At 53.7% G+C, this 26,087-nt stretch carries 32 protein-coding genes and 1 riboswitch; of the genes, 12 read left to right on the top strand and 20 right to left on the bottom strand.

Translation table 11 applies throughout. The annotated features are described in order from the left end of the window. Window positions 1-35: 35 nt before the first annotated feature. The 3 genes from J2125_RS20610 (at window position 36) to copC (ending at window position 2,192) form a co-directional block, all read left to right on the top strand. The gene (locus J2125_RS20610; RefSeq protein WP_026111788.1) at window positions 36-989 is read left to right on the top strand and encodes an MBL fold metallo-hydrolase; all 954 of its coding nucleotides are present in this window, start codon (window positions 36-38) and stop codon (window positions 987-989) included. Between the two features lie 254 nt (window positions 990-1,243). Further along, window positions 1,244-1,678: a DUF2946 domain-containing protein gene (locus J2125_RS20605; RefSeq protein WP_017801779.1), complete on the top strand. Its 435-nt coding sequence runs from the start codon at window positions 1,244-1,246 to the stop codon at window positions 1,676-1,678. Between the two features lie 139 nt (window positions 1,679-1,817). After that, window positions 1,818-2,192 carry a copper homeostasis periplasmic binding protein CopC gene (gene copC / locus J2125_RS20600; RefSeq protein WP_026111786.1) on the top strand — a complete coding sequence of 125 codons (375 nt, stop codon included), beginning with the start codon at window positions 1,818-1,820 and terminating at the stop codon, window positions 2,190-2,192. A 112-nt stretch (window positions 2,193-2,304) separates the two neighbouring features. On the opposite strand, the gene J2125_RS20595 is transcribed toward copC, so the two are convergent. Further along, the gene (locus J2125_RS20595) at window positions 2,305-2,778 is read right to left on the bottom strand and encodes an Hsp20 family protein (RefSeq protein ID WP_017801777.1); all 474 of its coding nucleotides are present in this window, start codon (window positions 2,776-2,778) and stop codon (window positions 2,305-2,307) included. A 224-nt stretch (window positions 2,779-3,002) separates the two neighbouring features. Further along, window positions 3,003-3,123: riboswitch (TPP riboswitch) on the top strand. Window positions 3,124-3,265: 142 nt separating this feature from the next. On the opposite strand from J2125_RS20595, the gene J2125_RS20590 reads away from it, so the two are divergent. Genes J2125_RS20590 through J2125_RS20575 form a run of 4 tightly spaced genes read left to right on the top strand, consistent with a single transcriptional unit; the run spans window position 3,266 to window position 6,117 of the window. Beyond that, complete coding sequence (locus tag J2125_RS20590) at window positions 3,266-4,195, top strand: FAD-dependent oxidoreductase (RefSeq protein WP_017801776.1); 930 nt, start codon at window positions 3,266-3,268, stop codon at window positions 4,193-4,195. Continuing rightward, the gene (gene thiS / locus J2125_RS20585; protein ID WP_017801775.1) at window positions 4,195-4,392 is read left to right on the top strand and encodes a sulfur carrier protein ThiS; all 198 of its coding nucleotides are present in this window, start codon (window positions 4,195-4,197) and stop codon (window positions 4,390-4,392) included. The genes J2125_RS20590 and thiS overlap by 1 nt, the downstream gene beginning before the upstream one ends. Window position 4,393: 1 nt before the next feature. Then, the gene (locus J2125_RS20580; protein ID WP_017801774.1) at window positions 4,394-5,158 is read left to right on the top strand and encodes a thiazole synthase; all 765 of its coding nucleotides are present in this window, start codon (window positions 4,394-4,396) and stop codon (window positions 5,156-5,158) included. Then, window positions 5,155-6,117 carry a ThiF family adenylyltransferase gene (locus tag J2125_RS20575; protein ID WP_017801773.1) on the top strand — a complete coding sequence of 321 codons (963 nt, stop codon included), beginning with the start codon at window positions 5,155-5,157 and terminating at the stop codon, window positions 6,115-6,117. Before J2125_RS20580 ends, J2125_RS20575 begins: the two co-directional genes overlap by 4 nt. A 56-nt stretch (window positions 6,118-6,173) precedes the next feature. Here the strand turns inward: J2125_RS20575 and J2125_RS20570 are convergent, their stop codons facing one another. From J2125_RS20570 to J2125_RS20560, 3 genes are all read right to left on the bottom strand, one after another. Beyond that, window positions 6,174-7,499 (bottom strand): lysine N(6)-hydroxylase/L-ornithine N(5)-oxygenase family protein, encoded by a 1,326-nt coding sequence (locus J2125_RS20570; protein ID WP_017801772.1) that lies wholly within the window; start codon window positions 7,497-7,499, stop codon window positions 6,174-6,176. Next, entirely contained in the window at window positions 7,496-7,738 is a 243-nt protein-coding gene (locus J2125_RS20565) for a hypothetical protein (RefSeq protein WP_017801771.1), read from the bottom strand. Before J2125_RS20565 ends, J2125_RS20570 begins: the two co-directional genes overlap by 4 nt. 182 nt (window positions 7,739-7,920) lie before the next feature. After that, window positions 7,921-8,784, bottom strand: a complete 864-nt coding sequence (locus tag J2125_RS20560; RefSeq protein WP_017801770.1) for an oxidoreductase — start codon at window positions 8,782-8,784, stop codon at window positions 7,921-7,923. Between the two features lie 96 nt (window positions 8,785-8,880). Between J2125_RS20560 and J2125_RS20555 the strand changes: the two genes are divergently transcribed. Further along, a complete protein-coding gene (locus tag J2125_RS20555; protein ID WP_017801769.1) occupies window positions 8,881-9,795 on the top strand; it encodes a LysR family transcriptional regulator in 915 nt (304 codons plus the stop codon). Window positions 9,796-9,802: 7 nt separating this feature from the next. Here J2125_RS20555 and J2125_RS20550 read toward each other — a convergent pair whose 3' ends face one another. The 3 genes from J2125_RS20550 to J2125_RS20540 all read right to left on the bottom strand — a co-directional run bounded on the left by J2125_RS20550 (window position 9,803) and on the right by J2125_RS20540 (window position 11,071). Further along, window positions 9,803-10,351 (bottom strand): DcrB/PsbP domain-containing protein, encoded by a 549-nt coding sequence (locus tag J2125_RS20550; protein ID WP_017801768.1) that lies wholly within the window; start codon window positions 10,349-10,351, stop codon window positions 9,803-9,805. 64 nt (window positions 10,352-10,415) lie between these two features. After that, window positions 10,416-10,757 (bottom strand): hypothetical protein, encoded by a 342-nt coding sequence (locus tag J2125_RS20545; protein ID WP_017801767.1) that lies wholly within the window; start codon window positions 10,755-10,757, stop codon window positions 10,416-10,418. Between the two features lie 98 nt (window positions 10,758-10,855). Continuing rightward, window positions 10,856-11,071 (bottom strand): DUF2767 family protein, encoded by a 216-nt coding sequence (locus J2125_RS20540; protein ID WP_157819451.1) that lies wholly within the window; start codon window positions 11,069-11,071, stop codon window positions 10,856-10,858. Between the two features lie 261 nt (window positions 11,072-11,332). Between J2125_RS20540 and ycgZ the strand changes: the two genes are divergently transcribed. From ycgZ to J2125_RS20525, 3 genes are all read left to right on the top strand, one after another. Then, window positions 11,333-11,578, top strand: a complete 246-nt coding sequence (ycgZ, locus tag J2125_RS20535; protein WP_017801765.1) for a regulatory protein YcgZ — start codon at window positions 11,333-11,335, stop codon at window positions 11,576-11,578. A gap of 28 nt (window positions 11,579-11,606) precedes the next feature. After that, window positions 11,607-11,900 carry a hypothetical protein gene (locus tag J2125_RS20530; RefSeq protein WP_017801764.1) on the top strand — a complete coding sequence of 98 codons (294 nt, stop codon included), beginning with the start codon at window positions 11,607-11,609 and terminating at the stop codon, window positions 11,898-11,900. 83 nt (window positions 11,901-11,983) lie between these two features. Continuing rightward, window positions 11,984-12,238, top strand: coding sequence for a biofilm/acid-resistance regulator YmgB/AriR (locus tag J2125_RS20525; protein ID WP_017801763.1), 255 nt, complete (start codon window positions 11,984-11,986; stop codon window positions 12,236-12,238). A 76-nt stretch (window positions 12,239-12,314) separates the two neighbouring features. On the opposite strand, the gene J2125_RS20520 is transcribed toward J2125_RS20525, so the two are convergent. Beyond that, window positions 12,315-13,706: an aldehyde dehydrogenase family protein gene (locus J2125_RS20520; protein WP_017801762.1), complete on the bottom strand. Its 1,392-nt coding sequence runs from the start codon at window positions 13,704-13,706 to the stop codon at window positions 12,315-12,317. Window positions 13,707-13,808: 102 nt separating this feature from the next. Between J2125_RS20520 and ptrR the strand changes: the two genes are divergently transcribed. Continuing rightward, entirely contained in the window at window positions 13,809-14,672 is an 864-nt protein-coding gene (gene ptrR / locus J2125_RS20515) for a putrescine utilization regulator PtrR (protein ID WP_017801761.1), read from the top strand. Window positions 14,673-14,760: 88 nt separating this feature from the next. On the opposite strand, the gene bhsA is transcribed toward ptrR, so the two are convergent. From bhsA to J2125_RS20455, 12 genes are all read right to left on the bottom strand, one after another. Further along, complete coding sequence (gene bhsA / locus J2125_RS20510; protein WP_017801760.1) at window positions 14,761-15,015, bottom strand: multiple stress resistance protein BhsA; 255 nt, start codon at window positions 15,013-15,015, stop codon at window positions 14,761-14,763. 289 nt (window positions 15,016-15,304) lie between these two features. Beyond that, window positions 15,305-15,472: a con-10 family general stress protein gene (locus tag J2125_RS20505; protein ID WP_017801759.1), complete on the bottom strand. Its 168-nt coding sequence runs from the start codon at window positions 15,470-15,472 to the stop codon at window positions 15,305-15,307. Between the two features lie 343 nt (window positions 15,473-15,815). Next, window positions 15,816-16,583 (bottom strand): iron efflux ABC transporter permease subunit FetB, encoded by a 768-nt coding sequence (gene fetB / locus J2125_RS20500; protein ID WP_017801758.1) that lies wholly within the window; start codon window positions 16,581-16,583, stop codon window positions 15,816-15,818. Continuing rightward, the gene (fetA, locus tag J2125_RS20495; RefSeq protein WP_017801757.1) at window positions 16,570-17,238 is read right to left on the bottom strand and encodes an iron efflux ABC transporter ATP-binding subunit FetA; all 669 of its coding nucleotides are present in this window, start codon (window positions 17,236-17,238) and stop codon (window positions 16,570-16,572) included. The genes fetB and fetA overlap by 14 nt, the downstream gene beginning before the upstream one ends. Before the next feature lie 164 nt (window positions 17,239-17,402). Next, window positions 17,403-17,789: a 4-amino-4-deoxy-L-arabinose-phosphoundecaprenol flippase subunit ArnF gene (gene arnF / locus J2125_RS20490; RefSeq protein WP_017801756.1), complete on the bottom strand. Its 387-nt coding sequence runs from the start codon at window positions 17,787-17,789 to the stop codon at window positions 17,403-17,405. Beyond that, window positions 17,789-18,121, bottom strand: a complete 333-nt coding sequence (arnE, locus tag J2125_RS20485; RefSeq protein ID WP_017801755.1) for a 4-amino-4-deoxy-L-arabinose-phosphoundecaprenol flippase subunit ArnE — start codon at window positions 18,119-18,121, stop codon at window positions 17,789-17,791. The genes arnF and arnE overlap by 1 nt, the downstream gene beginning before the upstream one ends. Further along, window positions 18,118-19,779: a lipid IV(A) 4-amino-4-deoxy-L-arabinosyltransferase gene (gene arnT / locus J2125_RS20480; RefSeq protein WP_209499534.1), complete on the bottom strand. Its 1,662-nt coding sequence runs from the start codon at window positions 19,777-19,779 to the stop codon at window positions 18,118-18,120. Before arnT ends, arnE begins: the two co-directional genes overlap by 4 nt. A gap of 5 nt (window positions 19,780-19,784) precedes the next feature. Continuing rightward, entirely contained in the window at window positions 19,785-20,678 is an 894-nt protein-coding gene (gene arnD / locus J2125_RS20475; RefSeq protein ID WP_017801753.1) for a 4-deoxy-4-formamido-L-arabinose-phosphoundecaprenol deformylase, read from the bottom strand. Further along, window positions 20,675-22,657, bottom strand: a complete 1,983-nt coding sequence (arnA, locus tag J2125_RS20470; protein WP_017801752.1) for a bifunctional UDP-4-amino-4-deoxy-L-arabinose formyltransferase/UDP-glucuronic acid oxidase ArnA — start codon at window positions 22,655-22,657, stop codon at window positions 20,675-20,677. Before arnA ends, arnD begins: the two co-directional genes overlap by 4 nt. Then, window positions 22,657-23,643, bottom strand: coding sequence for an undecaprenyl-phosphate 4-deoxy-4-formamido-L-arabinose transferase (arnC, locus tag J2125_RS20465; RefSeq protein ID WP_017801751.1), 987 nt, complete (start codon window positions 23,641-23,643; stop codon window positions 22,657-22,659). Before arnC ends, arnA begins: the two co-directional genes overlap by 1 nt. Before the next feature lies 1 nt (window position 23,644). Next, window positions 23,645-24,784, bottom strand: a complete 1,140-nt coding sequence (gene arnB, locus J2125_RS20460; RefSeq protein WP_017801750.1) for a UDP-4-amino-4-deoxy-L-arabinose aminotransferase — start codon at window positions 24,782-24,784, stop codon at window positions 23,645-23,647. Between the two features lie 495 nt (window positions 24,785-25,279). Further along, on the bottom strand, window positions 25,280-26,014 hold the full coding sequence (locus J2125_RS20455) for a YoaK family protein (protein ID WP_017801749.1): 735 nt from the start codon (window positions 26,012-26,014) through the stop codon (window positions 25,280-25,282). Between the last annotated feature and the right edge of the window lie 73 nt (window positions 26,015-26,087).

Raw genomic sequence — 26,087 nt, 5'->3', positions numbered from 1 at the left:
ACTCCCCAGCAATAACAACAGTTAGTGAGGATATGATGAAATTACTGATGACTTTAGTCACCACGCTGATGATTTCCGGCGCAGCCATGGCTGCAGAAGCGCAGACGCCACCTGATAAACAGGCTCCGGGATATTACCGTATGATGCTGGGCAAGCTGCGTATCACCGCTGTCTCTGACGGCACGGTGACCGTGCCACTGGAGCAGCTGCTGACGCATATATCCGCAGAAAAATTACGTCAGCGTATGGCCGACGATGCCATGACGCCGCAGGCGGAAACCTCAATCAATGCTTTTGTGATCGATAACGGACAGCAGCGTATTCTGGTTGATGCAGGCGCTGGCGATCTGTTTGGTCATAACGGCGGCCATTTGCTGGGGAATCTGGCGGCCGCAGGCTACCCGGCGGAAACCATCAATGCGGTGCTGCTGACACATATCCATGCCGACCATTCTGGCGGCGTTTCGCGTAGCGGAAAACTGGCATTCCCCAATGCACGGGTGTATGTGGAGCAAAAGGACCGGGATTTCTGGTTAAATCGCGCCAATATCAGCAAAGTCGAGGCCAGCCAGAAACATACTTTTGCCGAGTCGGAACAGACTCTGGGGCCGGTGCTCAGTGCCGGCCGCTTAGCCACGTTTAACGCGCCTGCCACGCTGCTGGCCGGGATCAAGGCCATTCCGGCCGCTGGCCATACACCAGGCAGCGTGCTGTATCGGGTCGAGAGTGACGGTCAGGTGCTGGTGCTATGGGGCGATATCATTCATGCAAAAGCGGTGCAGATGCCCGATCCGCATGTCGCAATTCATTTTGATGTTAATCAGAAGCAGGCAGTAGAGACCCGCAAAAAAGTCCTGGCGCAGGCAGCGCAACAGGGTTACTGGGTGGCGGCGGCCCATATTGCATTCCCCGGGCTGGGACAGGTGAAAAAAGAGGCCAGCGGCTACCGCTGGGTGGCAACCAATTACACCACGCAGCTGGCCCATTAAGTTTTCACCGGCTGTCTGCTTTAGCATAATCACCGGGGAATAAACGGTTATTTCCCGCTGTTTAATGAAACGCACTGCAATGTAAATGCAATGTTAATTAGCCGTGGAATATCATGATGACGCGTTATCTGTTGCGCCTTAATGTGCTAAATAACGTGAAAAAGCGCCCACTAATATAAATAAACTTTTAACATCGCTATTAAAAGCCGTTAGACTGGCTGCCATCTGTTTATTGTTATCCTGGATTACCGAATTTGGTTACCCTGTTTCGCCTGTCGCAACGTCGGATACCAGCACTGATTGCCATCCTGGCCATTCTGCTGCTGTTTATCGCCCCGGAGATTTCAAAGACTCTGGAATATCGACGTATGCCCGACATGGCAATGGGAGGGATGACCATGGATCATACCCCGATGCTCACCACGCCGCCGTCCGCACATCACGGCAGCACCGCTGATACTACGCCTGTGGTCAGCAGTGATAACAGCCTGGCCGATTATTTTGCCTGTGGCTACTGCCAGCTACTGGTGCATTTCCCGCTTTTGTTGTGGGTATTCGTTGCCTTAATCTGGCTGATATTGCTGATCTCACCGCCACCGCCATGGCATAAAATAACCTTTTATCCCCTCTCTCTTTTTCCCGGCGTTGCGCAGCCGCGCGCCCCACCCGCCTTTTCTCCTCAGGTTTAAATAACCTTATTATTTTATTATCTGTTTAATTTACGGATACAAGTCATGCCGTTTTTTAATATGTGCCCGGCACAGGATTAACTGCATGCGAAATAAATCAACGCGAAGCTTTCGTCATTATATGCAAGGAATCATCACCATGTTAAATCGAATCAAACAGCTTATCGCCGCTACAGCAATAGTTAGCGCCATGCTGGCATCACAATCCGCACTGGCGCATGCGCATCTGGCTACCGCTACACCGGCGGATAAGGCAGAAGTGAGTGAATCACCCGCAGAATTAACGCTGAAATTTACCGAAGGCATCGAACCGGCGTTCAGTGGAGTAAAAGTGCTCAGCAGCAGTGGCAAAGCGATTGCCAGCGGTAAAGCCGCTGTCGACAGCAGTGATAACACCGTGTTGCATATTCCGCTTGACGCTCAGCTGCCGTCAGGCCAGTACAAGGTAGCCTGGCATGTCCTCTCCACCGATGGTCATAAAACCAAAGGCAACTACAGTTTTACTGTCAGATAAACCCGCTGGCGGGCGACTCATCATGATATCGCCCGCACCCTGCTTTGGTCTGACAGATCATCTCAAGAAGGGCGCCCGCAGGCGCCCTTCTGTTTGCCGTAATGCGATTCAGTTAGCTTTGATGCTCAATTGCCTGCGTGACATGTTCAATCGGGATTTTACGTGGCTTATCACTGTCAGGGACTTCCTGATACAGCTCCACGGAGAGAATACCCTCAGCCAGCTTCGCAGCGGTGACTTTCACATGTTCCGGCACCGCATAACTCAGGCGGAAATCGGAACGGCTGATACCGCGATGGATCCAGCCACTTGCTTCATCAGTTGCATCGCTTTTTTCCTCGCGTTTACCGGAAATAACCAGCTGACCGCCGGATATTTCAATCTCCAGTTCACTCTCTTTCCAGCCGGGCACGCTGACGGTCAGTGCGTAACGGTCGTTATCCACGCGGCGGATATCATAGGCTGGCGTCACCGCCATCGGGGTGTCGCCGGTCAGCTGGCTGAACAGCCGGTCAATCCGGTTGAAACGGTCAGAAAAGAGGGCGTCGGCGACAGCAGGGAAAACGGAAAAGTTGTGGATTGACATAATTATAACCTCCTGAATAGTGATTTATTCAAAAGCTCATAGGGCGAACGGCCTTTTATGCCCGGATATTATCTATAGCCATCGCTGCCATTTTCAAGAGTTAACAGATTATTTTTTGCGCGAAATCAAATCAGCCATCTGCCTGCCGTTCATGTGAAGTAAGCGGAAGTCTGCACAATAAAATGTCGCAGAGCTTGACGATAAGGCGTCAAATACCCTAAAACTGAAACTGTCAGGGGAGTCTCGCCAGAGAGACTGAGAGGCTAATAGCGATTTATCGCGGTGTAGCGACCCTTCGAACCTGACCCAGTTGATACTGGCGTAGGAAGACGGAGCGTTTGCCATCCCTTTGCCAGCGCCACTGATCGCGCAGGCGTTACGCCACCGATACTCTCCCTTCTCACTGTCACGGGTCGCGAAATTTTTTTTGCGAGGCCAATATGCATAATTTTTTCCTGCTGCTGCGTCAACCGGCTAAGGCTCTGCCATGAGCCAGTGGTCAGTCATCGGCAGCGGCGTCAGCGGGCTTTGTGTCGCGACACTGTTAGCCGAACGCGGGGAGTCGCTGGAAGTCATCACCTCTGATCAACATTGCCCTGCATCACACTGGGCGGGCGGTATGCTGGCGCCCTGGTGCGAAGGCGAAAGCGCGCCAGAGCAAGTGGTGAATGAGGGCCAGCAATCTGCTGACTGGTGGCAGGCGCGCGTTAGCGGCGTCGAGCGGCAGGGAACGCTGGTGCTGGCGCCGCCGCGCGACAGCATGGAGCTGACTCGCTTTGCCAGTATGACCCGCGCCCACCAGTGGGTGACACCCGGTGATATTGAACCACGTCTGGCCGGGCGTTTTGCCCGTGGACTCTGGTTTGCCGACGAAGCCCACCTTGATCCGCGCCAGGCTCTGCAACAGTTGCGACAAAAACTGTTGCAGGCGGGCGTCAGTTTCCATAGCGGTAAACCTTCCGGCAGAGTGATCGATTGCCGGGGTATTCATGCCGCCGATACGCTGCCAGATCTGCGCGCCGTACGCGGTGAGATGATGATTTTACACAGTAACGATATTCAGTTGTCGCGCCCCATCAGGCTACTGCATCCGCGTTTTCCCTGCTATCTGGTTCCGCGTGCTGCAGGGCGATTTATGCTGGGCGCAACCATGGTGGAGAGCGATGACAGCAGCCCGGTCAGTGCGCGAGCGATGATGGAACTGCTTAGTGCGGCTTATGCCATCGATCCCGCGTTCGCCGAAGCGCGGGTCATTGAAACCGGCAGCGGTTTACGTCCGGCCTATCGCCATAACCTGCCGGAAATCCGCTATCAGAATGGCGTGTTTTATCTTAATGGCATGTACCGCCACGGCTTTTTACTGGCACCGGTGATGGCGGAAAAACTGATGCACCAACTGGCGCAGGAGACACTGTGATGAAAATTGAACTGAATGGTCAGGCGATTGTTACCGGGGCCACCACTCTGGCCGAGTTACTGCGTGACCAGCAGATGGATATCAGCTGCGTGGCCTGTGCCGTAAACGGCGATTTTGTTCCGCGCGGCCGTTACGACAGCAGCCAGATTGCAGAAGGCTGTAAGGTCGAAGTGCTGTCACCGATGCAAGGGGGTTAATATGCAATTTTATGATTTCCTGCCAGCCTCACCTTTTTTATTAGGCACCGCCGGTTACCCGTCGCCAGATATTTTACAGCAGGCGATTGCTGCTTCGGGCACGGAGATTATCACCGTCAGCTTACGGCGTGAGGGCGCCGCAGGCGGGGCTTTCCGCGAACTGTTGCAACAGCTGAATGCGCGCATATTACCCAATACCGCTGGCTGCCACACGGTGAAAGAGGCGGTGACCACCGCCCATATGGCGCGAGAACTGTTTAATACCCGCTGGATCAAACTTGAGGTCATTGGACATGCCGATACCCTGCAACCCGACCCTTTTGCGCTGGTTGAAGCGGCGCGCATTCTCTCTGATGACGGTTTCCAGGTCTTCCCTTACACCACCGAAGATCTGGTAATTGGTGAAAAATTACTGGAAGCGGGTTGTCAGCTGCTGATGCCATGGGGAGCGCCGATTGGCTCCGGCCAGGGGCTGCGCAATATCGAAGGTTTGCGCACCATGCGCGCCTGGTTTAACCATATTCCGCTGATTATCGATGCCGGTATTGGCGCGCCCAGTCAGGCGGCGCAGGCCATGGAGATGGGCTTTGACGGTATTTTGTTAAATACCGCCGTCGCCAAAGCGCGCGATCCGGTTCAAATGGCCTCCGCGTTTCAGCATGCCATCCGCGCCGGTCAGCAGGCATGGCAGGCTGGTCTGATGGAAAAACGCGATATGGCGGTGGCCTCCACGCCAGTTTTCGGCCTTGCGGAGTTCGGGCAATGACGCGCTATCAACGACAAACCATGCTGCCGGAAATGGGTTCGCAGGGGCAGCAACGGCTGGCGCAAGCGCGGGTGCTGGTGGTCGGCGCCGGTGGCCTGGCCAGCAGTTTACTGCCACTGCTGGCGGGTGCGGGGGTTGGCTATCTGCGTATCTATGATGCCGATCGGGTTGAGGTGCATAACCTGCATCGCCAGACCCTGTATGACATGAACGATATCCAGTTGCCGAAAGTGTTTTGCGCCAGCCGTGCATTACAGCAGCTGAATCCTGACTGTCAGATTGATGCGGTGCAACAGCGGCTCTCGCTGCATAACCTGGCGGAAGCACTGACAGATATCGATTTGGTGATCGACGCGGCGGATAACTTTGCGGTGACTTACCCGCTATCCGATGGCTGCCAGCCACGCGCTATCCCGCTGATCAGCGCTTCGGTACTTGGCCGGCGCGGCTATGTCGGCGGATTTTGCGCCAGCGCCCCGAGTTATCGCGCCATTTTCCCCAGCCTGCCCGCCACAGCGGCAAACTGTAATACCGCTGGGGTAATGGGACCCGCAGTCGCCACACTGGGAGCGATTCAGGCGCAGATGGCGTTAAGTGTACTGCTTAATCTTTCCCCTTCGCCGCTGGGGTGTATGGTGAATTGCGATTTTGCCCGCTGGCATTTCAGTCAGTTCCGTTTCGACGACGCGCCGGAGCCGGTCGGCCCGCAGATCCCCTTTATTGATACGCAGCGGTTAACCGCCGAAGATTGTGTTGTTGAGCTGCGCAGCCCTGAAGAAGCGCCGGTGAGTGTTGCTGAGCATGCCATCAGGCTGCTTCCTCAGCAGATAGCGGAGTGGCAGCCTCCTGCCGATCAACGCATTGTGCTGGTTTGCGCCAGCGGACTACGCGCCGCGCGCGCTGCCGCCGAGCTGGAACAGCGCGGTTATCTCAGGCTGGCGATTCTGGCGGCCGGGTAATCAGGTCCGCTGGCACCGCTGACAAGCAGCAGCAAAAGAGACTCAGGGCTGTATCATTACGGCCCTGAAATCATTGATGCCTTCCTGACCGGGGGGACCGCAGTCGCCATCGGAGTACGCCACTGAATCACACCGGGGGAGAGGCTGAGTTCAAACTGATGATGCGGGCAGGCGCGGTTAAGAATGCGCGCGGATCGCCATGCCATCAGACTCAGCTGCGGCTCTGCAATGCCTGAATTGTGCATTCCGCCGTTGACGGCAAACAGGCAGTTATTATCAGGTCCCTGCCAGTCGAGGGTAAAATCAGTATCAATGCGATAGTCGCCGTTTTCATCGGTCTGCAAACACTCCGCCAGCGGATTAAGAAATGCCGGTTTCATCGCCTGATAGCCGGTAGCGAAAATCACCACATCACACTCCAGCTGCTCTTTGCCATAATCAAGATGGTGGCGCGTGGTAAGGCGATACCCTTGTCCAAGGGTGATGATGCGGGTAACAGAGCGGCTCGGTTGCAGAGTGACCCACGGCGTTTCGCCCAGCACATCAAAGCGGTAATACAACGAGCGGTAAATGGTCAGCAGCGATTCACTGCTGATGCCGTCCGCCGTCATTTTCTGCTGATCCTGCATCTGACGTTTAACCTCGTCATTTAACGTGGCAAAGCTGGTTACGTATTCAGGTGTGAAGTACTCGTTGGCGAACGCCGCTTCATCCAGCGCATAGTAGTTATTGCGCCGCGAGATCCAGTTCAGCTGCCGGGGCTGCCCCCACTCTGCGCGCAAGATATTGAGAAACAGGTCGGCGGCGCTCTGGCTGCCGCCCACCACCACCACCCGCTTGCCGCGCAGATCCGGATTGCGCAACACCATCTCACTGGCATGAAAGCAGTTGTCGCTGCGCTCCTTGACACAGGCAGGCAGACGCGTCTGTTTGCCAATCCCGAGGCAGACATGGCGCGCCTGATAGCGGCGATTCTGGGTGAGAATGGTGAACAAGCGCTGGTGATGGTCAAAAGTGATGTGCTTTACCTGCTGACCGAACATCAGACAGTCGAGACGCTCAGCGGCCCAGCGCAGGTAATCAGCAAACTCTTCACGACTGACGCTGCGCTGTTCGGTGTGCAGAAAACGGTAGAATTTCTTACGATCCACCAGATAGCTGATAAAGCTGTAGGGACTGGTCGGTGCAACGGCGCTTACCAGATCTTTCAGAAAACTGGTCTGCATCTGGCAGTCCGGCACTCTTATCCCCGGATGCCACGAGAACTGCGGCTTTTGTTCAAGAAACAGGCAGGAGAAGTCAGAAATTTGCTGGCTTAATGCCGCGATACTGAGATTAAACGGGCCGATGCCGATGCCGATAAAATCGTAAGGCTGAGTCATTGCGTTAACTCCCGGATAGCCAGATACGGCGGGTTGGAGAGATATTGCGAATCTGACTGACGCCCATAGCGCAGCGTGAAACGGCGCTCAGTCGCGTTAGTCAGCGGGATCAGGAAGCAGAGAAGCCAGGCTGCAGGTTGTGCATCAGGAACCCGCCAGCGGCGGGTTGCAGGCAATAAGACAGTAAGAGAGCACAGTGCGGTCATATCCGTTGCCGCGCGTTCAGGCTGATAAATCATAAAGTAATCTTATCCATCCATTGATAATGATTATCGTCATGATAAAAGTCTGATTTGATTTTGCAATAATTATTACACTATTTCGTTGCATTACGTGATAGTAAATAACAAATACTGATCAATATAATTGCATAATAGTCCAAAATCACTGCTGCGGAAGCATCCCTGCCCTGCGCCGCTAACTAGCGCTGGCCGATACTGTTGAGTTTCTCCAGCGCTTCCGCCGGCAGCAGCAGCTGTGCACTGGCCAGGTTTTCCTGCAAATGTTGCGGGGATGAAGTGCCGGGGATCAGCATAATATTCGGCGCACGTTGTAACAACCATGCCAGCGCCACCTGCATCGGCGTCGCCCCCAGCGATTGTGCGACCTCACTAAGTTCAGCGGACTGCAAAGGTGAGAAACCGCCAAGTGGGAAAAACGGCACCCAGGCAATACCCTGCGCATCCAGCTGATCGATAAGCGCTTCGTCCTGCCGGTTCGCCAGGTTATAGAGATTCTGTACGCAGGCAACAGGCGTCATCTTTTGCGCATCGGTAATCTGTTTTGCCGTCACATTGCTGAGGCCAATATGACGAATCAGACCACGCTGCTGCAGCTGCACCAGCGCCTCCAGCGGCGCTTCCAGTGAACCTTCAGCTGGCTGATGGGTATTCAGCATACTGCGCAGATTCACCACCGCCAGCGTATCCAGCCCCAGATTACGCAGATTATCCTCCACCGCCCGCGTCAGATCTCCGGCGTCAGACGCTGGCAGCCAGCTCCCCTGCTGGTCACGCCGCGCGCCGATTTTAGTGACAATACACAAATCATCCGGGTAAGGATAAAGCGCCTTTTTTATCAGCTGATTAGTAATATGCGGACCATAAAAGTCGCTGGTATCAATATGACGAACGCCTGCGTCAATCGCATCGCGCAATACCCGGATGGCGCGCGCTTCGTCGGCGGGTGGCCCAAAGACACCGGGGCCGGCCAGTTGCATCGCACCGTAGCCGATACGGCCAGGCTGGTAATCGCCAAGTGGGTAGGTGAGTGTGGGCTGAGACATTCAATACCTCCTGAGTCAGTGAGCATTGATTGTATCAGTCCGATCGCTGTGCAATTATCTGGCTAAATCAGGACAAACTGTACGAGGTGGCGGACAATGAAACTCGATATCGCTCTGCTGCACGCCGTGGTGGCGGTGGCAAAAGCCGGTGGTTTTCGTCAGGCGGCGCGCGCCACCGGCAGTAACCCTTCGCGGCTCAGCGACGCAGTGCGGCGTGCCGAGCAGCAGTTAGGCATACGCCTGTTTCACCGCACGACCCGCACGGTGGTGCTGACCGAAGCTGGCAGAACCTTAATGGAGCGGCTGCTGCCAGCAATGAACGAAATAGATGCGGCGCTGGATGATATCAATCGCTATCGCGCGACGCCAGGCGGCACGCTGCGGCTGAATGTCCCGGTCAGCGCGGCACGGCTGGTTTTACCGGCCATCGTTCCTGCCTTTCTCCAGCGTTACCCGGATATTAAGCTGGAAGTGGTGGCGGAGAGTAATGTGCAGGATGTGTTCCGCGAGGGTTGTGATGCGGGTATCCGCTACGATGAGTGTCTGGAACAGGATGTCATCGCGCTACCGATTGGTCCGCGTCAGCAACGCTTTGCCGTTGCCGCCGCACCGGCCTATCTGGACCTGCATGGCCGCCCTGAGCATCCGCGTGATCTGATGCAACATCGCTGTATTCGCGGACGTTACGCCAGCGGCGTGGTGCCGGAGTGGGAATTCGAGCATGCGGGTGAAACGGTTCGCGTTCAGACCAGCGGACCGTTGCTGGTCAGTATTGGCGGCGCGATGGATCTGGCGCTGGCAACCGCCATCGCCGGTGGCGGCGTGATCTATCTGTTTGAAGAGTGGCTGCGCCCGGCCATTGACAGTGGCGAGCTGGAAGCAATCTTAACCCGCTGGTGGCCGCAGTTTTCCGGGCCATATCTCTACTACCCGGATCGCCGCCTGATCCCGTCGCCACTGCGGGCATTTATCGATTTTATCAGACAGCCATCAGCTCATCCTGAAGGTTGACGGCTGTTTATTTAGCAAGGATCTTATTTACCGCCAGCTGATGCGCGGCTTGATTGCTGGCGCCAGAAATGATCTGGATAACCGTAATTTTATCATCGCCAGCCGCCAGCAGCGTGGTCTGAACGACATGATTGCCTCCCATCACATTGGTGGCTTCAATATGATAGACATCCAGTCCTTTAACCTTCTCGGTCTTTTCGCTAATCACCTTATAGTCAGGTGAAACCTGCTTTTGTTTATCCCTGATAACCTTCATACCTTCGAGGAAATCAGCATCGCTACCACCACGCGCAATCAGCGGAACGGGCTCTTCCCCAATAATCAGTACGCGTTTGTCCTGCTTATTGACATACATTTTTCCCGGCGCGTCGCCAGGGACAGCTTGCACTTCATAGCCTGGCAAATCGAAAGCTAATTTGCCGTTCAGCAGCGAGATCTTCTGCACCGCAGGGACACTGGCGACAGGCATCGCAGTCTGCGCGGCAGCAGCCATCGTGCTGGCGCCGCATAATGCTGCAAGCAGGCTCAGCATGCCCACTGTTTTTTTAATTGCCATAATATTGGTATCTCCATTTTTAACAGCATTGCAGGCGACAACAGTGCCGGCAAGACAGGTCTGATTATGGTTTCAGGTCGTAAATACAGAGTCCCAATCCCAGTAAAAACAGGATTATTGACCAGTAAGCGATGGGAATAAAAAAGAATGAATGATTTTGCAGCGGTTGCTGCATCGACTGAGCGCCAGAAAAGCGGGATATAAACAGCTGCGTGGACGGCAGCGTCAGCCACCAGACAAATAGCGCCGATAACAGAGACGCCAGCAACATAGTGACGCCGATAGTCCAGTGATGCGCCGAATAGTAGTCAGCCTGCCAGAGAGTGTTAAACAGCCATTTGCAAAACAGGTAAGCCAGAGAGATAAATACCGCTATAAAAAAACCGAAGCCATTCCAGACGATCATCAACACTATCCTTGCATTTTATCCATACTGAGTCTTAAGCCGATCGCTAAAATACCGTTTTTTTGCCTGTGAGACCAGGCGTTAACCGACCACAGCTTTCAGTTCCGGTCTTTTGACGCATCCTGCATAACGTAGCGTCTGGCCAGCAGATAGATATTCTTCAGCCGCTCACTGGAGGCCTGCGCTCCCTGCAGCTGTAACACCAGAATGATATTACGCACCTCAAGCGCCTGACCCGTTTTAATCAGGTCAAACACCGCTTTGCCGATCACGGCACAAATTTCCTGCTGGTCTTCCCGATATCTGTCAGGCACTGCACCTCCTTTCTATGGCTATATACACAGTATAACAGCTATCAGAAATTTGGCCGTCCGGGTGCCGGCATCGCTCCACAATTCGGAACATGTTGATTTATTGCATAAGAATTCAGCTTTCCAGCTAAGCGAATAGCATTTTTTGCCAAAAAAAACCTGCGTATCAGCAGCAATATCCTGTACATGTTTTCAAAAACTGTATAACTTGGTCCCGCAGAATCATTGGGTACATATTAATCTTTCACCGCTGAGGGCAGTAATATGCATCAGGATGGATATAACACTAAGTCAGATTCAGATATCGCCCACTATTTTAATGAGGCCACGCTGCCGTCTCAGCAGGAGACGCTGGGTCAGATTGTTGTGGAGATCCTGCGTTCGGGTAAGAGTATCAATCGTAAGGCGATTTGCGCCAAATTGCTGACCCGCCTTGAGCTGTCCGCAAGTAAAGAGCAGGAAAAGCATTATCAGCAGCTGATTGGCATGTTGTTTGGACGCAGAGACTAAGTCATACGCCTGATTCAGAGAAGCTGTTATGACCAGAAGTGACGAAGAAAAATTAATCGATATTATGATGGGTGAAGCCGTCCTTGCGCTGATTAATGCAGGCGGAGCAATCAATAATGCTTCGCTGATTAAGCAACTGCAGACCATGGCGAAAATGGAGAGTGACCCGGTAAAGTACCGTGCCTGTAAGCGCGCAATTCATGAAGTGATCGGCAATATGCCAGAAAACCGTAAACGGGTAACGCGGGAGATCCGTGACACCGATAACGTGGTGCATATTTTCACCAATGAAGGGCCAGCGGATGGTTCGAGAAAACACTGAGCAGCAACGATAATTCTCTTCTATGCTTTACTCGCAAACAGGGCCAGCTATGCAGCTGCCAGAGCCATTAAGAGGATAGAACCATGCAGGAGTTGTCGACGGAATCTCAGCTTTCTCAATATCTGAATGAAGCCGGTGAGATTTATGCGTCTGAAGCGGAAGTTATCGGCGCCGTCATTAAGGAAATCGTTGCCTCCGGCAATCATGTTACCCATAAAGGTATTATTCTGAAGCTGATTGAAAAGTTAGAAACCACCGCTGATGTGGTCACCCAGGATATTTACCGCCTTGCGCTTGAGTTGATTGTCAGCCGCACGCCTGATGATCCTGATTACTGACCGTGCCTCCCTCGATGCTGACCAGACAGTTGTCTGGTCAGATAAATTTCTCGCCGGTCAGTGCAACGGTTAAAGTTTAGCCCTGTCGGTTTTTCCATACGGTCTGAATATTACAGAACTCATGCAAGCCATACACTGACAGCTCACGTCCGTAACCACTCTTCTTCACCCCACCAAAAGCCACACGCGGGTCGCTGGCGCTGTAGCCATTGATAAACACACCTCCACACTCCAGTCGGGATGCAATCTCATTAGCCAGCGCTTCATCGCCACTGTAGATCGTGGCCGACAGGCCAAAATCACTGTCGTTGGCCAGCGCCACGGCATGATCGGCGTCACGCGCCACGCTCACCGCCGCTACCGGACCAAAAAGCTCCTGGCGGAAAGCCGTCATATGCGGCTGGACGTTACCCAGAACCGTCGGCGCATAGAAGTTACCTTTGCCGGGTACTTTGTAGCCACCGCTCAGCAGCACAGCGCCTTCGGCCAGAGTCGCTTCTACCTGGGCATGCAGTTCATCACGCAGATCGAAGCGGGCCATTGGACCGACATAGTTATCTTCATCATCAGGGGTGCCGGTTTTCAGCGCCTCAACCGCCGCGACAAACTTCGCGGTGAACGCTTCGGCAATCGCTTCTTCAATAATAAAGCGTTTTGCTGCGGCGCAGACTTGCCCGCTATTCTGATAACGACCTGCGACTGCCGCTTTAACCGCCTGATCCAGATCGGCATCTTTCAGCACGATAAAGGGATCGGAACCGCCCAGTTCCAGCACCGATTTTTTCAGTGCCGCACCAGCCTGAGCACCAATGGCGGCCCCTGCCCTGACGCTACCAGTAAAGGTAACGGCCGCCACGCGGCTATCCGTAATCGCCTGGCTGACCCCGTCATTGCTGGCGTTGATCACGGTAAATACACCCTGCGGGAAACCTGCAGCAGTAACAATGCGCTGGATCAGATAAGCACTGCCCATTACATTCGGCGCATGCTTCAGCAGGTAGCTGTTACCGGCCAGCATCACCGGCACCGCGCTACGCATCACCTGCCACAGCGGAAAATTCCACGGCATCACCGCCAGCACGGTGCCTAAAGGACGAAATTCGGTGACGGCCTGATTGTCCGGAACCAGGGTGGGCTTTGTCGCCAGCATTGCCGGCCCGTGTTCGGCATACCAGTCGCAAAGGCTGGCGCTCTTCGCCACTTCACCGCGCGCCTGCTTAATCGGTTTACCCATCTCCTGGCTGATCAATTGTGCCAGTTGTTCGAGGTTTTCACGTAAAGCATTGCCAAGATCGCGCAATTTATCAGCACGTTGCGCCACCTGCAGCGCGCCCCACTGCTTGCCCGCGCTGAAACAAGCGGCAATCGCCTGGTCAACCTGCGTGCTGGTATCAAAGGGGTATTCAGCCAGTTTTTCCGCACTGGCCGGATTGAGCGAAATGGCATGAGTCAGATTGGTAATGGTCATTGTGATGTCCGTGGTTAATTAGCGTTGTGATGATTCTGAACTTGTGAGGGCCATTTAAAAAGTGAATAATTAAGCTACTACCTTTCACTAAATGAGAACGGCATGAACCTTTCCCAGCTCGAGATGTTTTCTGCAGTGGCTGAAACTGGCAGCGTTTCGGAAGCGGCACGCAGGGTGCATCGCGTACCGTCCAATGTCACCACACGCATCCGCCAGCTGGAGGCTGATCTGGGGGTGGAACTGTTTATCCGCGAAAACCAGCGGCTGCGGCTGTCACCCGCGGGCCACAGCTTGTTGCAGTACAGTAGCCAGATTCTCGCGCTGGTTGCCGAAGCCCGCCAGACGGTGACCGGACAGCAGCCACAGGGGATCTTTACCCTGGGTTCACTGGAGAGCACCGCAGCAGTACGGATCCCCGCTATTCTCGGCCAGTACCACCAGCGTTATCCGATGATACAACTGGATTTGAGCACCGGCCCGTCCGGAACCATGCTGGATGCGGTACTTGCAGGTGATCTGTCCGCGGCCTTTATTGACGGACCGGTGATGCATCCGGCAATTGAAGGGATGCCGGTTTTTATGGAGGAGATGGTAATTATTACACCCGCCGGTTCTGCGCCGGTCAGCCGTGCGCGCGATGTAAGCGGTCATAACATTTATGCCTTCCGTGAGAACTGCTCTTATCGTCGCCACTTTGAGAACTGGTTTCTGGGCGATCAGGCCACGCCAGGTAAGATTTACGAGATGGAGTCTTATCACGGCATGCTGGCCTGCGTGATCGCTGGCGCGGGCATGGCGATGCTGCCGCGCAGCATGCTGGAGAGTATGCCGGGACATGAACAGGTGATGATATGCGTTCCTGATGAGAACTGGCGCTGGCTGAATACCTGGCTAATCTGGCGACGCGGGGCCAAAACGCCACAGCTGGAGGCATTAATCAGGCTGTTGCCTGGCGCAGGGGGATAGCGGACAGTAAAGATAACGGTTTATATGCCGATTTATACACACCCGTTATCAGTCCAGGGAAAACCCCCTCCCTGGACTTTGCTGCAGATTATTTATAAATAACCGCAACGCCATAAAGCATATTTTCACCGCCTGCGGAGATAATGCGGTAAGCACTGGCGCCGCGCTCATCCGCCTTCAGCGCCAGTTTATTTTCCAGATCAGAAAGCGTGGTCTCTCCCGATGCGGAAATAGTCCCTATTTTTGTCAGTCCCTCATCAGAAGTAACTGGTCTTGCGGCAAAAGAATTTACGGTATAACTTCCTAAGATTAATAGTGGCAGGATAATTTTTATCGATCGCATATTTTTCCCTCGTTAAGTTAAACACGTCAGGCAATATTGCCGACCGGGCTACCTTAAGAGAGGAAAACTTACACCCGCCTTACCCTATGATCCGATAATAAATACAATCACCTCAGGAGTAAACCAGCACAACTTCATTGTATTTATTAACGTTTCATCTGATTTTAAGATTATAAATAAGTGCAGATCACAAATTTTAATTTTGGGAAAAAAGAAATATTTAACCCCGTTACGCTTGCGACGTAACGGGGTTAAATTGCCGTAAAAAAAACAAGAGTATTTTCAATAGCTAGCGGTTGTTACCGCCACTCTGGCCGCCTTTTTTACCTGCTTCGGAGGCTTTATCGCGATCATTTTTAAATGAACCACTATTTTGCTGACCGCCTTTTTTGCCAGCTTCTGATGCTTTCTCACGATCTTCGCTAAAGTTACCTGATCCACCACGATGTTCAGTCATAACATTTCCTCTTCGTGCTTGCTATTTTCACTAAGAATCATTTCTCAGTGGGCGTTTTGCAATAATAATTCTGGCAGCAAAGTTAATATCTGCAAGTTTTAGTATAAAATAGAGTTTACTATTACATAGCAATCACAACGTATTGATATATCAGTTTATATTAGCGCCGCCCGGTTACTGTAAATAAAATATTACACAAAACTCGCTATTTATACGTGACTTCAGCAAAACAAAACCCATGTATTTAATTAAGAGACAAGTCTCAATTTAATACTTTGGTTTATATTATCTCTGTCCATTTCGTTGCGCGAAAAGCCCCTCTGCATAACAGAGGGGGGGAGCACTAGCTTAATGTTTTCAGCTGGGCCTGCGCATTATAGAAGCGACGGTAAGCCAGATAACCGGCGATGATGGTCGACAGGCTGGCGGTTCCCAGCAGCATAAATGTCACCATAATTTGATATTTAATCGCCTTTACCGGATCAATACCGGCAAAAATCAGCCCCGACATCATGCCAGGCAGACTGACCAGCCCAACGGTTTTCGCTGCATCCACGGTTGGGATCATTGCGGCACGAATACTGTCACGGATTAGCGTGGCGGATGCCATTTTAACCGACGCGCCGAGACTCAGCATCTCCATGATTTTCTGTCGGTTATCGGCAAAGCGCTGGTTAAGATTGCTGTAGCATAACCCGACGGCAACCATTGCATTACCGGCGATCATGCCGGAAATCGGGATCACCTGCATTGGCATAAATTCGATTGAACCACTCAGCACCAGGATCGCCAGCGTCAGAGTGGTGCCAATGGTGATGGCGATAAATGAAATGATAAAGGCGTTATCAATATTGCGACTGCGCTTGCGGGCATTAAGCGATGCATTGACGCAGATAAACAGCACCATCAGAACCGTCAGCCAGCTATTGTCCAGACTGAAAATGGTCTTTAGTACATAGCCAACGATTATCAGCTGGACAACGGCGCGCGATACGCTCCAGATAATATCCTTGCCCAGACCCAGCTTCTCTTTCTGGCTGATTAACAGCGCGATAACCACCAGAATCAGCGCCAGCCCCAGCGATTCATTGGTTATATTATGCTGGTTCATCATGACTCCCGGTAGCCGGAGCCGTCAGCGTCAAAACCCGCTGCGCCTGGCTAATTTCGGCGCTGTCATGACTAATCCACACCACGGCGATCCCCTCTTCCTTCACCAGCCCGGCGATCAGCTGGTTAACCAGCTGCTTATTTTCTTCATCCAGCGCACTGGTAATCTCATCCAGCAGCAATATCTGTGGTAAAAACTGCAGGTTACGTAACAGCGCTACTCGCTGTTTTTCACCACCGGATAACTGCGACGCTTTCTTGTCCAGTATCTCCGCAGGCAGATTTACCCGCTGTAGCCAGCTTTTCAGCTCATCGCGCTCAACTTTTTTCTGGCGAATTTGCCACGGAAAAGCAAGGTTGTCATACACCGTATCGCCAAACAGTGCTGGCGTCTGGAAACAATATGAGACCTGCTGGCGATAACTTTCCGCTTTCAGCTGAGCAATCGGTGCGCCTTTAAAGCGGATTTCACCAGCGGAAGGCGTCAGCAGCGAAGCCATAATTTTCAGCAGGGTGCTTTTTCCGCTGCCGGAGGGGCCGGTCAGCAGAACAAAATCACCCGCATTCAGCGTCAGTGAAACCGGCGCCAGTAGCTGGCGCCCTTCGGTGGCAAAGCTCGCTTCCTGCACATCCAGCAGAGGAGAAACGGTCGACATAATACGTTACCTGTAAAAAATTTATCAGCAAAATCATAACGCTAAAAGGCGACTTAATGTCGCCTTTTTTGCTGGAAAAACGTAGCTGTGTAAAAAGTTCTGGTTGCCTGCTAGCGGCGATATCCAGCCCCGCGCCCCTCTGTTTCAATCATAACGCGGGCGGGTTACGGTTTTTTGCCGGCGGCAGGCCAGCAAATCAGCAGCAGGCCACTCACTATCAGCAGCACCCCGGCGAGTTTGCCCCAGCTGAAGTGCTCATTAAGCGCCGGGAACCACAGCGCCGCCGCCCATACCAGCACATAACTCAGGCTAAGCAACGGGTACGCCTTGCTGATCGCTATCCGCTGTAAAGCCAGAAACCAGCACAGCATCGACAGTCCATAGGCGGCAAGACCCGCGAGCAATCCCAGCACGGGCGCAGAGAAGGTCAGTAGCACCGGCAGGAAGGCTGCGAGATCGCTGGCTGCAGGCAGATTGACCATCGACCAGCGCAACAGCAGTTGCGCGCAACTGACCAGCAGTACGCTGCACAGCGCCAGCAGAGTCCCCATCAGGCCCAGACTCCCATTACCATCACGCCAGCCACAATCAACCCGATACCCAGCCAGTGACGACCCGAGACCGGTTCACGCCACAGCCAGCGGGCGGCCAGCACAATAAAGATAAAATTCAGGCTCAGCATCGGATAGGCCACACCCACCGGCACTTTTTGCAGCACCACCAGCCAGACCAGCATCGCACAGCCGAGCAGCAGCACGCTTAGCCCCAGCCAGAACAGCAAATGCCAGCGCCCTTTATGCACTCCGCGATGCGCGGCCTGTTTCTGGCACAGCTGACCAGCGCAGCTCAGCAGACTGGCAAAGGCAATAAACAGAATATTCATGGCTGCTGATTATACTGCAACATCACCAGTCTCCCTTGCCGGTAGCAAAAGTCGGCTTCGGGCAATCCGGCGGCAGGATCCGGCTGGTTGCGGGACAGCAACATCACCAATGAGACTTTGCCCTCGCGGCGATGACGTGTTAACCATTGTGCAAAGTCGTCACCGGCAACAAATTTGTCCCGGGCATCCGCATAACTCAGACCGTATTGCAATTCGCCCTGCTGATCGAAAAGAGTGATATCGCTGCGCTGCAATTCCCACGCCAGTCCGGAAGCAATACCCGGCGTGTTCGCCAGCACGTAGCGGCTTGATGCCATCTCATTTTTAATGCCATGCAAAAACTGCTGCGGCTGTTTGGCGTTTACTACGCTGTCAGGCATTGCTTTTCCTGCCACCAGCACCAGCACCAGCGGGCAGAACGCCGCCCACGCCCAGCGTCGCGCGGGGGCTTTCTGCGTCACCCACCCTATCAGCGCCCATAGCAGGAAAGCCATTGCAGCCAGTAGTACTTTCAGTACTTCGATATGGCTGTAGAGCGGATGAGAAGCCACTCCCCAGGGCGCCAGAAAACCGATTACCGCCGCGCTACAGGTCAGGCCGAACAGCAGATTAATCCAGCCGTTTACTTTCAGCGTCCGGCTATCGCCTGCGACCAGCTGCATCGCCTGTTTAGCCATCAGGATCGCCAGCGGGGCAAAACAAGGCAGGATATAGGTCGGCAACTTACCTTTGGCAATGCTGAAAAACAGCAGCGGCAACAGCACCCAGCTCAACAGATACAGGCCACCGCGATTCTCCTTACGCGCCTGCCAGCCAGTGCGCAATGCACCCGGCAGCAGCGCCAGCCACGGCAGACACCCCAGCGCTAATACCGGCAGATAATACCAGAACGGCGCTTTGTGCTGAGCGTTGGACTCGGCGAAGCGCTGAATATGCTCAACCCAGAAAAAGTAGTGCCAGAAATCAGGTTCGGCGCGGGCAATGGCAATGGCCCAGGGGGCACTGATGGCCACTGCACCGAGTAGCGCCAGCGGACCATAGATCAGCAGTTCGCGCAGGCGTCGCTGATGCAGCGCCCAGGGAACAATCGCCACCACCGGCACCGCCAGCGCCAGAAAGCCTTTGGTCATAAAGCCCATACCACAGGCCAGCCCGAGCAGCAGCCAGCAAAGCGCTCTTCTTGTGGTTGTCGGCGCTTCTACTGCCTGCCAGTAACTGCACATCGCCGCAACCAGCCACAGAGTGATCATCGGATCGAGCGCCGCATAGCTGCCGACGCTATATACCAGCAGTGTGGTGAGGAAAATCACGCTGGCCATCAGCGCAGTATCGCGTTCACGCCAGATGCGCAACGCCAGCCAGTAAACCAGCAGCGCCGTCAGCGTGATGGAAAACACCGAGCCGAAACGTACGGCAAAATTGGTATGACCGAATAGCATCTGGCTAAGATTGTTAATCCAGTAGCCAGCAGCTGGTTTTTCAAAATAGCGCAGATCAAAAAAGTGCGGCACCACCCAGTCGCCACTGACCAGCATCTCACGACTAATTTCCGCATAGCGGATTTCATCCGGTTGCCACAGAGGGCGAAACTCCAGTGGAATAAGGTAATACAGGGCAAACAGCACCAGCAGCAATAAGCCATTTTTCATCAATTTCATACCGGTTACTCAGATAATTGCTGGCATCCCAGCCAGCCTTCACGTCCGGGAAGCGTGCCCCGGACAATTTTTCCCGTCGGCAATGCGGACAGATCATCAGGCAGCAGCTCGCTCAGCGGGCAGAACTGGATACCTTCCCGTTCCGCCAGCCTGAGGAGTTCACTGAACTGCTGATGCATTACAATGCCTTCGACTTCGGCATGAATGGTGTAAACCGGCGTGCCGCGATCCTGTCTGATCTGTTCAAGGATAAAGCTGTTGTACTGCGATTTGCTGACGCGTGTGCCGACGACTTCATCCCAGGTGGGTAGCGTCACCGGCACCTGCACGGTTCCTGGCGCGCCATTGCGCAGAATCGGTAAAAAAGGCGTGGTGCCACGGCAGTCACTGTTGTAATGGAAACCAGCGGCTTCTTTCGCTTCCACTACACGCCCGTCGGCACGCCAGCCCGCCACCGCCGAGCAGGTCACCGGTTGTCCGATGATCGCCGCCAGCGCATCTCTGCCGCGACGGATCTGTTCTTCAAGCTTTTCCGCTGGCCAGACGCCCGCCCAGGTCTGCCAGGCGAAATGGTCCCAGGCGTGCAGCCCGACTTCATGGTGGTCAGCGGTAGCGTTAATCATTTCCGCCAGCCCCTGACCAATATCGCGTCCCGGCCACGCAGTGCCAGCCAGCAGAATGTCCCAGCCGTACAGCGACGCGGCATCTGAACGCAGCATTTTCCACAGAAATGCTGGCTTCATCAGGCGCCAGAGATGACGCCCCATATTGTCCGGCCCGACACTAAAGAAAAAAGTTGCCTGAATGCAATGCAGGCTGAGCATTTCCAGCAGGCGCGGCACGCCGTCTCGTGTCCCGCGCCAGGTATCGACATCGATACGAAGGCCGACTTTTTTCATTGTTTATGTTCCACGCCATCAACCGTCCGCAGGAAAAAATCCAGTGTGGCATCGATAGTCTTATCCATCTTTACCTCCGGCACCCAGTTCAGCAAACGACGCGCGTTACGAATGGCTGGCTTACGGTGCTCCACATCCTGATAGCCTTTACCGTAATAACTGCTGCTTTCCACCTCACGAAAGCCGGCAAACGGAGGAAACTGACTGCGCAGCGGATGGCGGTTAAAGCTTTCCAGCAGCTGTAGCGCCAGCTCTTTGATGCTGGCCTCATTTTCCGGGTTGCCAATATTGATAATCTGGCCGTCGCAGTTACTGTTTTTATTTTCAATAATACGGAACAGCGCCTCGACACCATCACTGATATCGGTAAAACAGCGTTTCTGCCTGCCACCGTCGATTAATTTTACCGGCGACCCCTCCACCAGATTAAGAATTAGCTGGGTGATCGCACGCGAGCTACCGATACGCGCCGCATTGAGGTTGTCCAGCCGTGGCCCCATCCAGTTGAACGGCCGGAACAGGGTAAAACGCAGCCCCTCTTTGTCGCCATAAGCCCAGATCACCCGGTCAAGCAGCTGCTTGGAAACCGAATAAATCCAGCGCTGTTTATTAATCGGCCCCACCACCAGGTTGGAGTGATCCTCGTCGAAATTCGCGTCGGTACACATGCCATAAACTTCAGAGGTGGACGGAAAAATGATGCGTTTTTTATACCTGACGCAATCACGAATAATTTTCAGATTCTCTTCAAAATCCAGCTCAAATACCCGCAGAGGATTGCGCGTGTACTCGATCGGCGTGGCGATGGCCACCAGCGGCAGGATAACGTCGCATTTCTTAATGTGATACTCGATCCACTCGGAGTGAATGCTGATATCCCCCTCGACAAACTGAAAGCGCGGATGACCAATAAAACGACTGATGGCATCTGAACCAATATCCAGGCCGTAAATATCGAAATTATCATCCTGCAGTAAGCGTTCAGTCAGGTGGTTGCCGATAAAGCCATTCACCCCGAGGATCAGCACACGGGTACGACGCCGGATCGCCGCTAGCGGCTGACTGCTGAGCAGCGCGCCGGTCACCAGCCCCAGGGTTTGCGCCAGCTGGGAACCCCGCATATAAACGCCGTTTTCACTCTGTCCGGTTATCACTTCCAGCGCGCCAGCGCCGCAGGCAATCAGCAGCGGACTGACCGACAATACGGTTCCTGCTTTTTGCGCAAGCTGGCCGTGATGCACTTTGCTCTTCCAGACAATAAACTTCGCCGCACCGACATAACCGAATGCCCCCGGCCATGGATCGGTCACCGCACGCACCAGATTATTAATCTGCTGCGCCGGCTGCGCCCAGTCGATACGCCCATCCTCCGCACAACGGCGTCCGACAGTTGTCGCCTGACTATCGTCCTGAGCCCGTTCGCTGGCCCGATGATGTTTGATGGCTGGCAGCGCGTTCATCAGCAGACTCTCCGCTGCGCTGATCAGCTTGCGGTGCAGGGTCAGGGCATTGTCATCCGCGGCAATGGCAACAGGTTCCTGTGCAACAATCGCACCGGCATCGGCCCGGCTCACCATCCGGTGCAGCGTCACGCCAGTTTCTGTTTCGCCATTCACCAGCACCCAGTTCAGCGGCGCACGCCCGCGGTATTTTGGCAGCAGTGAACCATGCAGATTAAAAGCGCCAACGCTGGCGCTATTCAGAATGTCGTCACACAGCAGGTTGCGGTAATAGAACGAGAAAATAACGTCCGGCGCCATGGTTTTAATGCGATCGACCCACAGCGGATGGTTAGCGTCCTCCGGCGCAAACACCGGGATCCCCAGCTCCGCCGCCACGCGCGCCACGGAGGCAAAAAAAGGGTTTTCGTTCACGGAAACGGTATGGGTGAAGATGGCTTCAATCTGGTAGTCAGCCTTAACCAGCGCATTGATACCGATGCATCCCATATCGTGGTAGGCAAAAACGACCGTTTTCATTATTGAATATCCTCTGAGGACAGGGGGACAGAAACCGAAGGTTTGACAACACGCTGGATAAAGTAACGGGGACGAGCACGTACATCGTTATAAATACGACCAATATATTCGCCCAGTAGCCCGAGGCCGACAAACTGTGCGCCGATAAAAATAAACAGCACAGCGAACAGCATAAACACGCCATCTGCGGACCATTGCGGACCAAAAAACAGGCGCAAAAAGATCAGTAATAACGAAAATGCAAACCCGGCCAGCGCAATCAGACTGCCTAAGATGCTGAGCATACGTAGCGGCGTGGTGGTCAGGCAGGTTATCAGGTCATACATCAGGTTAATCAGACGCATCAGGCTGTATTTTGAATCGCCAAACTCCCGTTCCGCATGCAACACCGGAATTTCTATTGCCCGGCGGGCAAAGGTATTGGCCAGAATCGGAATAAAGGTGCTGCGCTCATGGCAGTGCAACATCGCATCAACAATATGGCGACGGTAAGCCCGCAGCATGCAGCCATAGTCACCCATCGCCTTGCCGGTGGTGCGCTGAATAAGATGGTTTATCAGCCGCGAAGCGCGCCTGCGAAACCAGCTATCCTGACGGTTTTGCCGCACAGTGCCAACGACGTCGTAGCCCCCGGCGGCCACCGCCACCAGCCGGGGGATCTCTTCCGGGGGATTCTGCAGATCGGCATCGAGGGTAATAATCAGATCGCCGCTGATATGACTGAAACCGGCCATAATCGCCGAGTGCTGACCGTAATTACGGTTCAGCAACACCGCTACAATATGGCTGCCCGGCTGCTCTGCGGCAGCCACCAGTATATCCGCGGAGTCGTCGCTACTGCCGTCATCCACCAGCAGCAGTTCATAGTCCATGGGCAGGGTGTTGCAGACCTCAGTGGTGCGACGGATCAGTTCCGGCAGACTTTCCTGCTCGTTGAATACCGGAATGACAACCGAAATTTTTTTAATGGGCTGATCGGTAGTCATATTATTTCTCAGCAATATCGCGCAGCGCGGCAATCACGCGGCTGGCATCGTCATCAGTCATGCCAGGAAACAGCGGAATGGAGCAGATGCGTTGCGCATTCCACTCGGTTTCAGGCAGGGAGAGCGCGGGAAACCGCTCGCGGTAATATTTCTGGCTATGCGCGGCAAGGAAATGCAGGCCGGTGCCGATCTTGCGGTCGTTTAACGCCTGCATCAGTTCATCACGCGTCAGACCACAGCGCTGTGGATCAACGCGAATAATAAACAGATGCCATGCATGCTGATGATCCCACGCTGGCTGCGCCAGCGGCAGGAATGGCGTATCCCGCAGTTCCTGCAGATAGCGGTTGGCAATTTGCGCACGGCGGGCATTAAGCTGGGGAAGTTTGGCCAGTTGCACCAGCGCAATGGCGGCATTGATATCGGGCAGATTGTATTTGTAGCCCGGGCTGATCACTTCAGCCTGCGGTGCGCGCCCGAGCGTCTGACGGTCAAAGGCATCTACAGCCAGACCGTGAAATTTCAGGCTACGGATACGATTTGCCAGTTTTTCATCATCGGTCACCACCAGACCGCCTTCGGCGCAGGTCATATTTTTAATTGCATGAAAGGAGAAAATTGCCGTACCGGTGGCGCCAACGTGGCGGCCTTTATACCAGGTGCCAGCGGCGTGGGCCGCATCATCAATCACCGGAATGCCGTAGCGCTGCCCCAGCCGGTGGATCGCATCGATATCCGCCGGTGCGCCCGCATAGTGAACCGGCACAATCGCTTTTGTTCGCGGGGTGATCGCCGCTTCAATCAGCTCCGGGGTAATCATCAGCGTGTGACGATCGACATCAATCATCACCGGTTCAGCCCCTGACAGCACAATCATATTCAGCGTGGAAACCCAGGTCAGCGAAGGGGTAATCACTTCATCGCCGGCGCCAATGCCCAATGCCATCAGCGTGACATGCATCCCGGCGGTTGCAGAACTTACAGCAATCGCATGCTGATTGCCGGTTAACTGACAAAAGGCCTTTTCAAGCTGCTGATTTTTGGGACCAGTGGTGATCCAGCCGGAATTCAGCACATCGCCAACGGCAGCCAGCTCAGCTTCACCTGTTGCCGGTCGGGAAAAGGGAAGAAAGTCAGACATAGTTAAGTTTCTCTTATTAATAACCAGGTGAAAATGTAGCAGAACGTGCGATTTGCAATTTGAAAAAATCCGCCAACAGCTTGGAAATGTGCGTTCAGTCAGATTCCCGCCGTTTTTTTACTGACGAAGATCCTTAACCGAATTTCACCCCGAACCTACGCAAGTCGGAGTTAAATCACTTTAGCGCGGGACAAACCGCCATAATTCGACATTTCCCACAAAATACAGGAGATTTCTTAGCTGAAAATTAAGATGACATAAGGAAGGAAGTTGCAGTAAAGCTGAGGAGTTAAATTTAACCACCGTTTACTCAGCATTGAATAAATCGGCACAGTGGCGACGTAACGGTAACAGGAAGATTTATTTTAACGTTAAGATTAGCTTCACAATATTGTCACAAGTCCGTTCCGTGAGCCGAGATACCAGCCGGTAAGATTGATCCGGGGGCGTCAGCCCCCTTCAGCTGCGGTACACAAAGCGCAAACGTCACAGCAATTAAATGATTTTGCGCGCCTTTGTCGTATGCAATGTCATAGCAATAGTGGATAAAGCCACCAGCACCAGCACCAGGCCCAGCGGGATCATCGCTCTGAAGCCAAAGGATGAAAATAACAGGAACCCGGCGATACACCCGGTCAGAAAAGAGGCAATGGTCGTCAGATGGGTATGCAGCTGTTTTTGGTAGAAATGCCGCTCGCCAGCTTTAACAGCGCTGACAAACGAGGAGAGATATGAACCGAACGCGATTCCGGCATCAGTCAGGGTGCCGGTGACATGAGTTGAGCGCACCCGTCCGTTGGAAAGCTGAGTGGAGGTAGAGTTATGGATGCCCATCAGGAACCCGAGCAATACCAGCACTTCACCGTTATTTTTTGACGAGTAAAAGACGGTTTCAAAGAGTGAAGTCAGCGTTAATATCACGCCTTCTGCCAGAAGTATCAGACAGAAAATCGTCCTCAGATTGCGCTTCAGGCCGGTAATCACCAGCAAACGCGCGGTGGTTGAGCCGACAATAAATGCCGTGATCAGCACCGCAAGAAACAGCAGATCATGATATTCCGCGCCGGGTACTTCGGTCGAAATTTGCGAAGCGTTACCGGTCATATGCGATGGAAAAAAACCAAAGGCGCCAAAGGCCATCGCATTCAGTACTCCCGCACTGGTGGCTAAGAATAACGCCAGCGAGCGATCTTCTGTATGTGAGCGAGTTTTCTTCTTTTTTATCAGCAAATTATGCCCCTGTATTTCTGTTGCAGTAGGTGGAATGAACCGTGGCGACTGTCAGCTCCGACGATAAAAATTT

It is taken from the genome of Winslowiella toletana, assembly GCF_017875465.1.
Taxonomy (GTDB): Bacteria; Pseudomonadota; Gammaproteobacteria; order Enterobacterales; family Enterobacteriaceae; genus Erwinia; species Erwinia toletana.
This window is presented reverse-complemented; position numbering and strand designations above follow the sequence as displayed.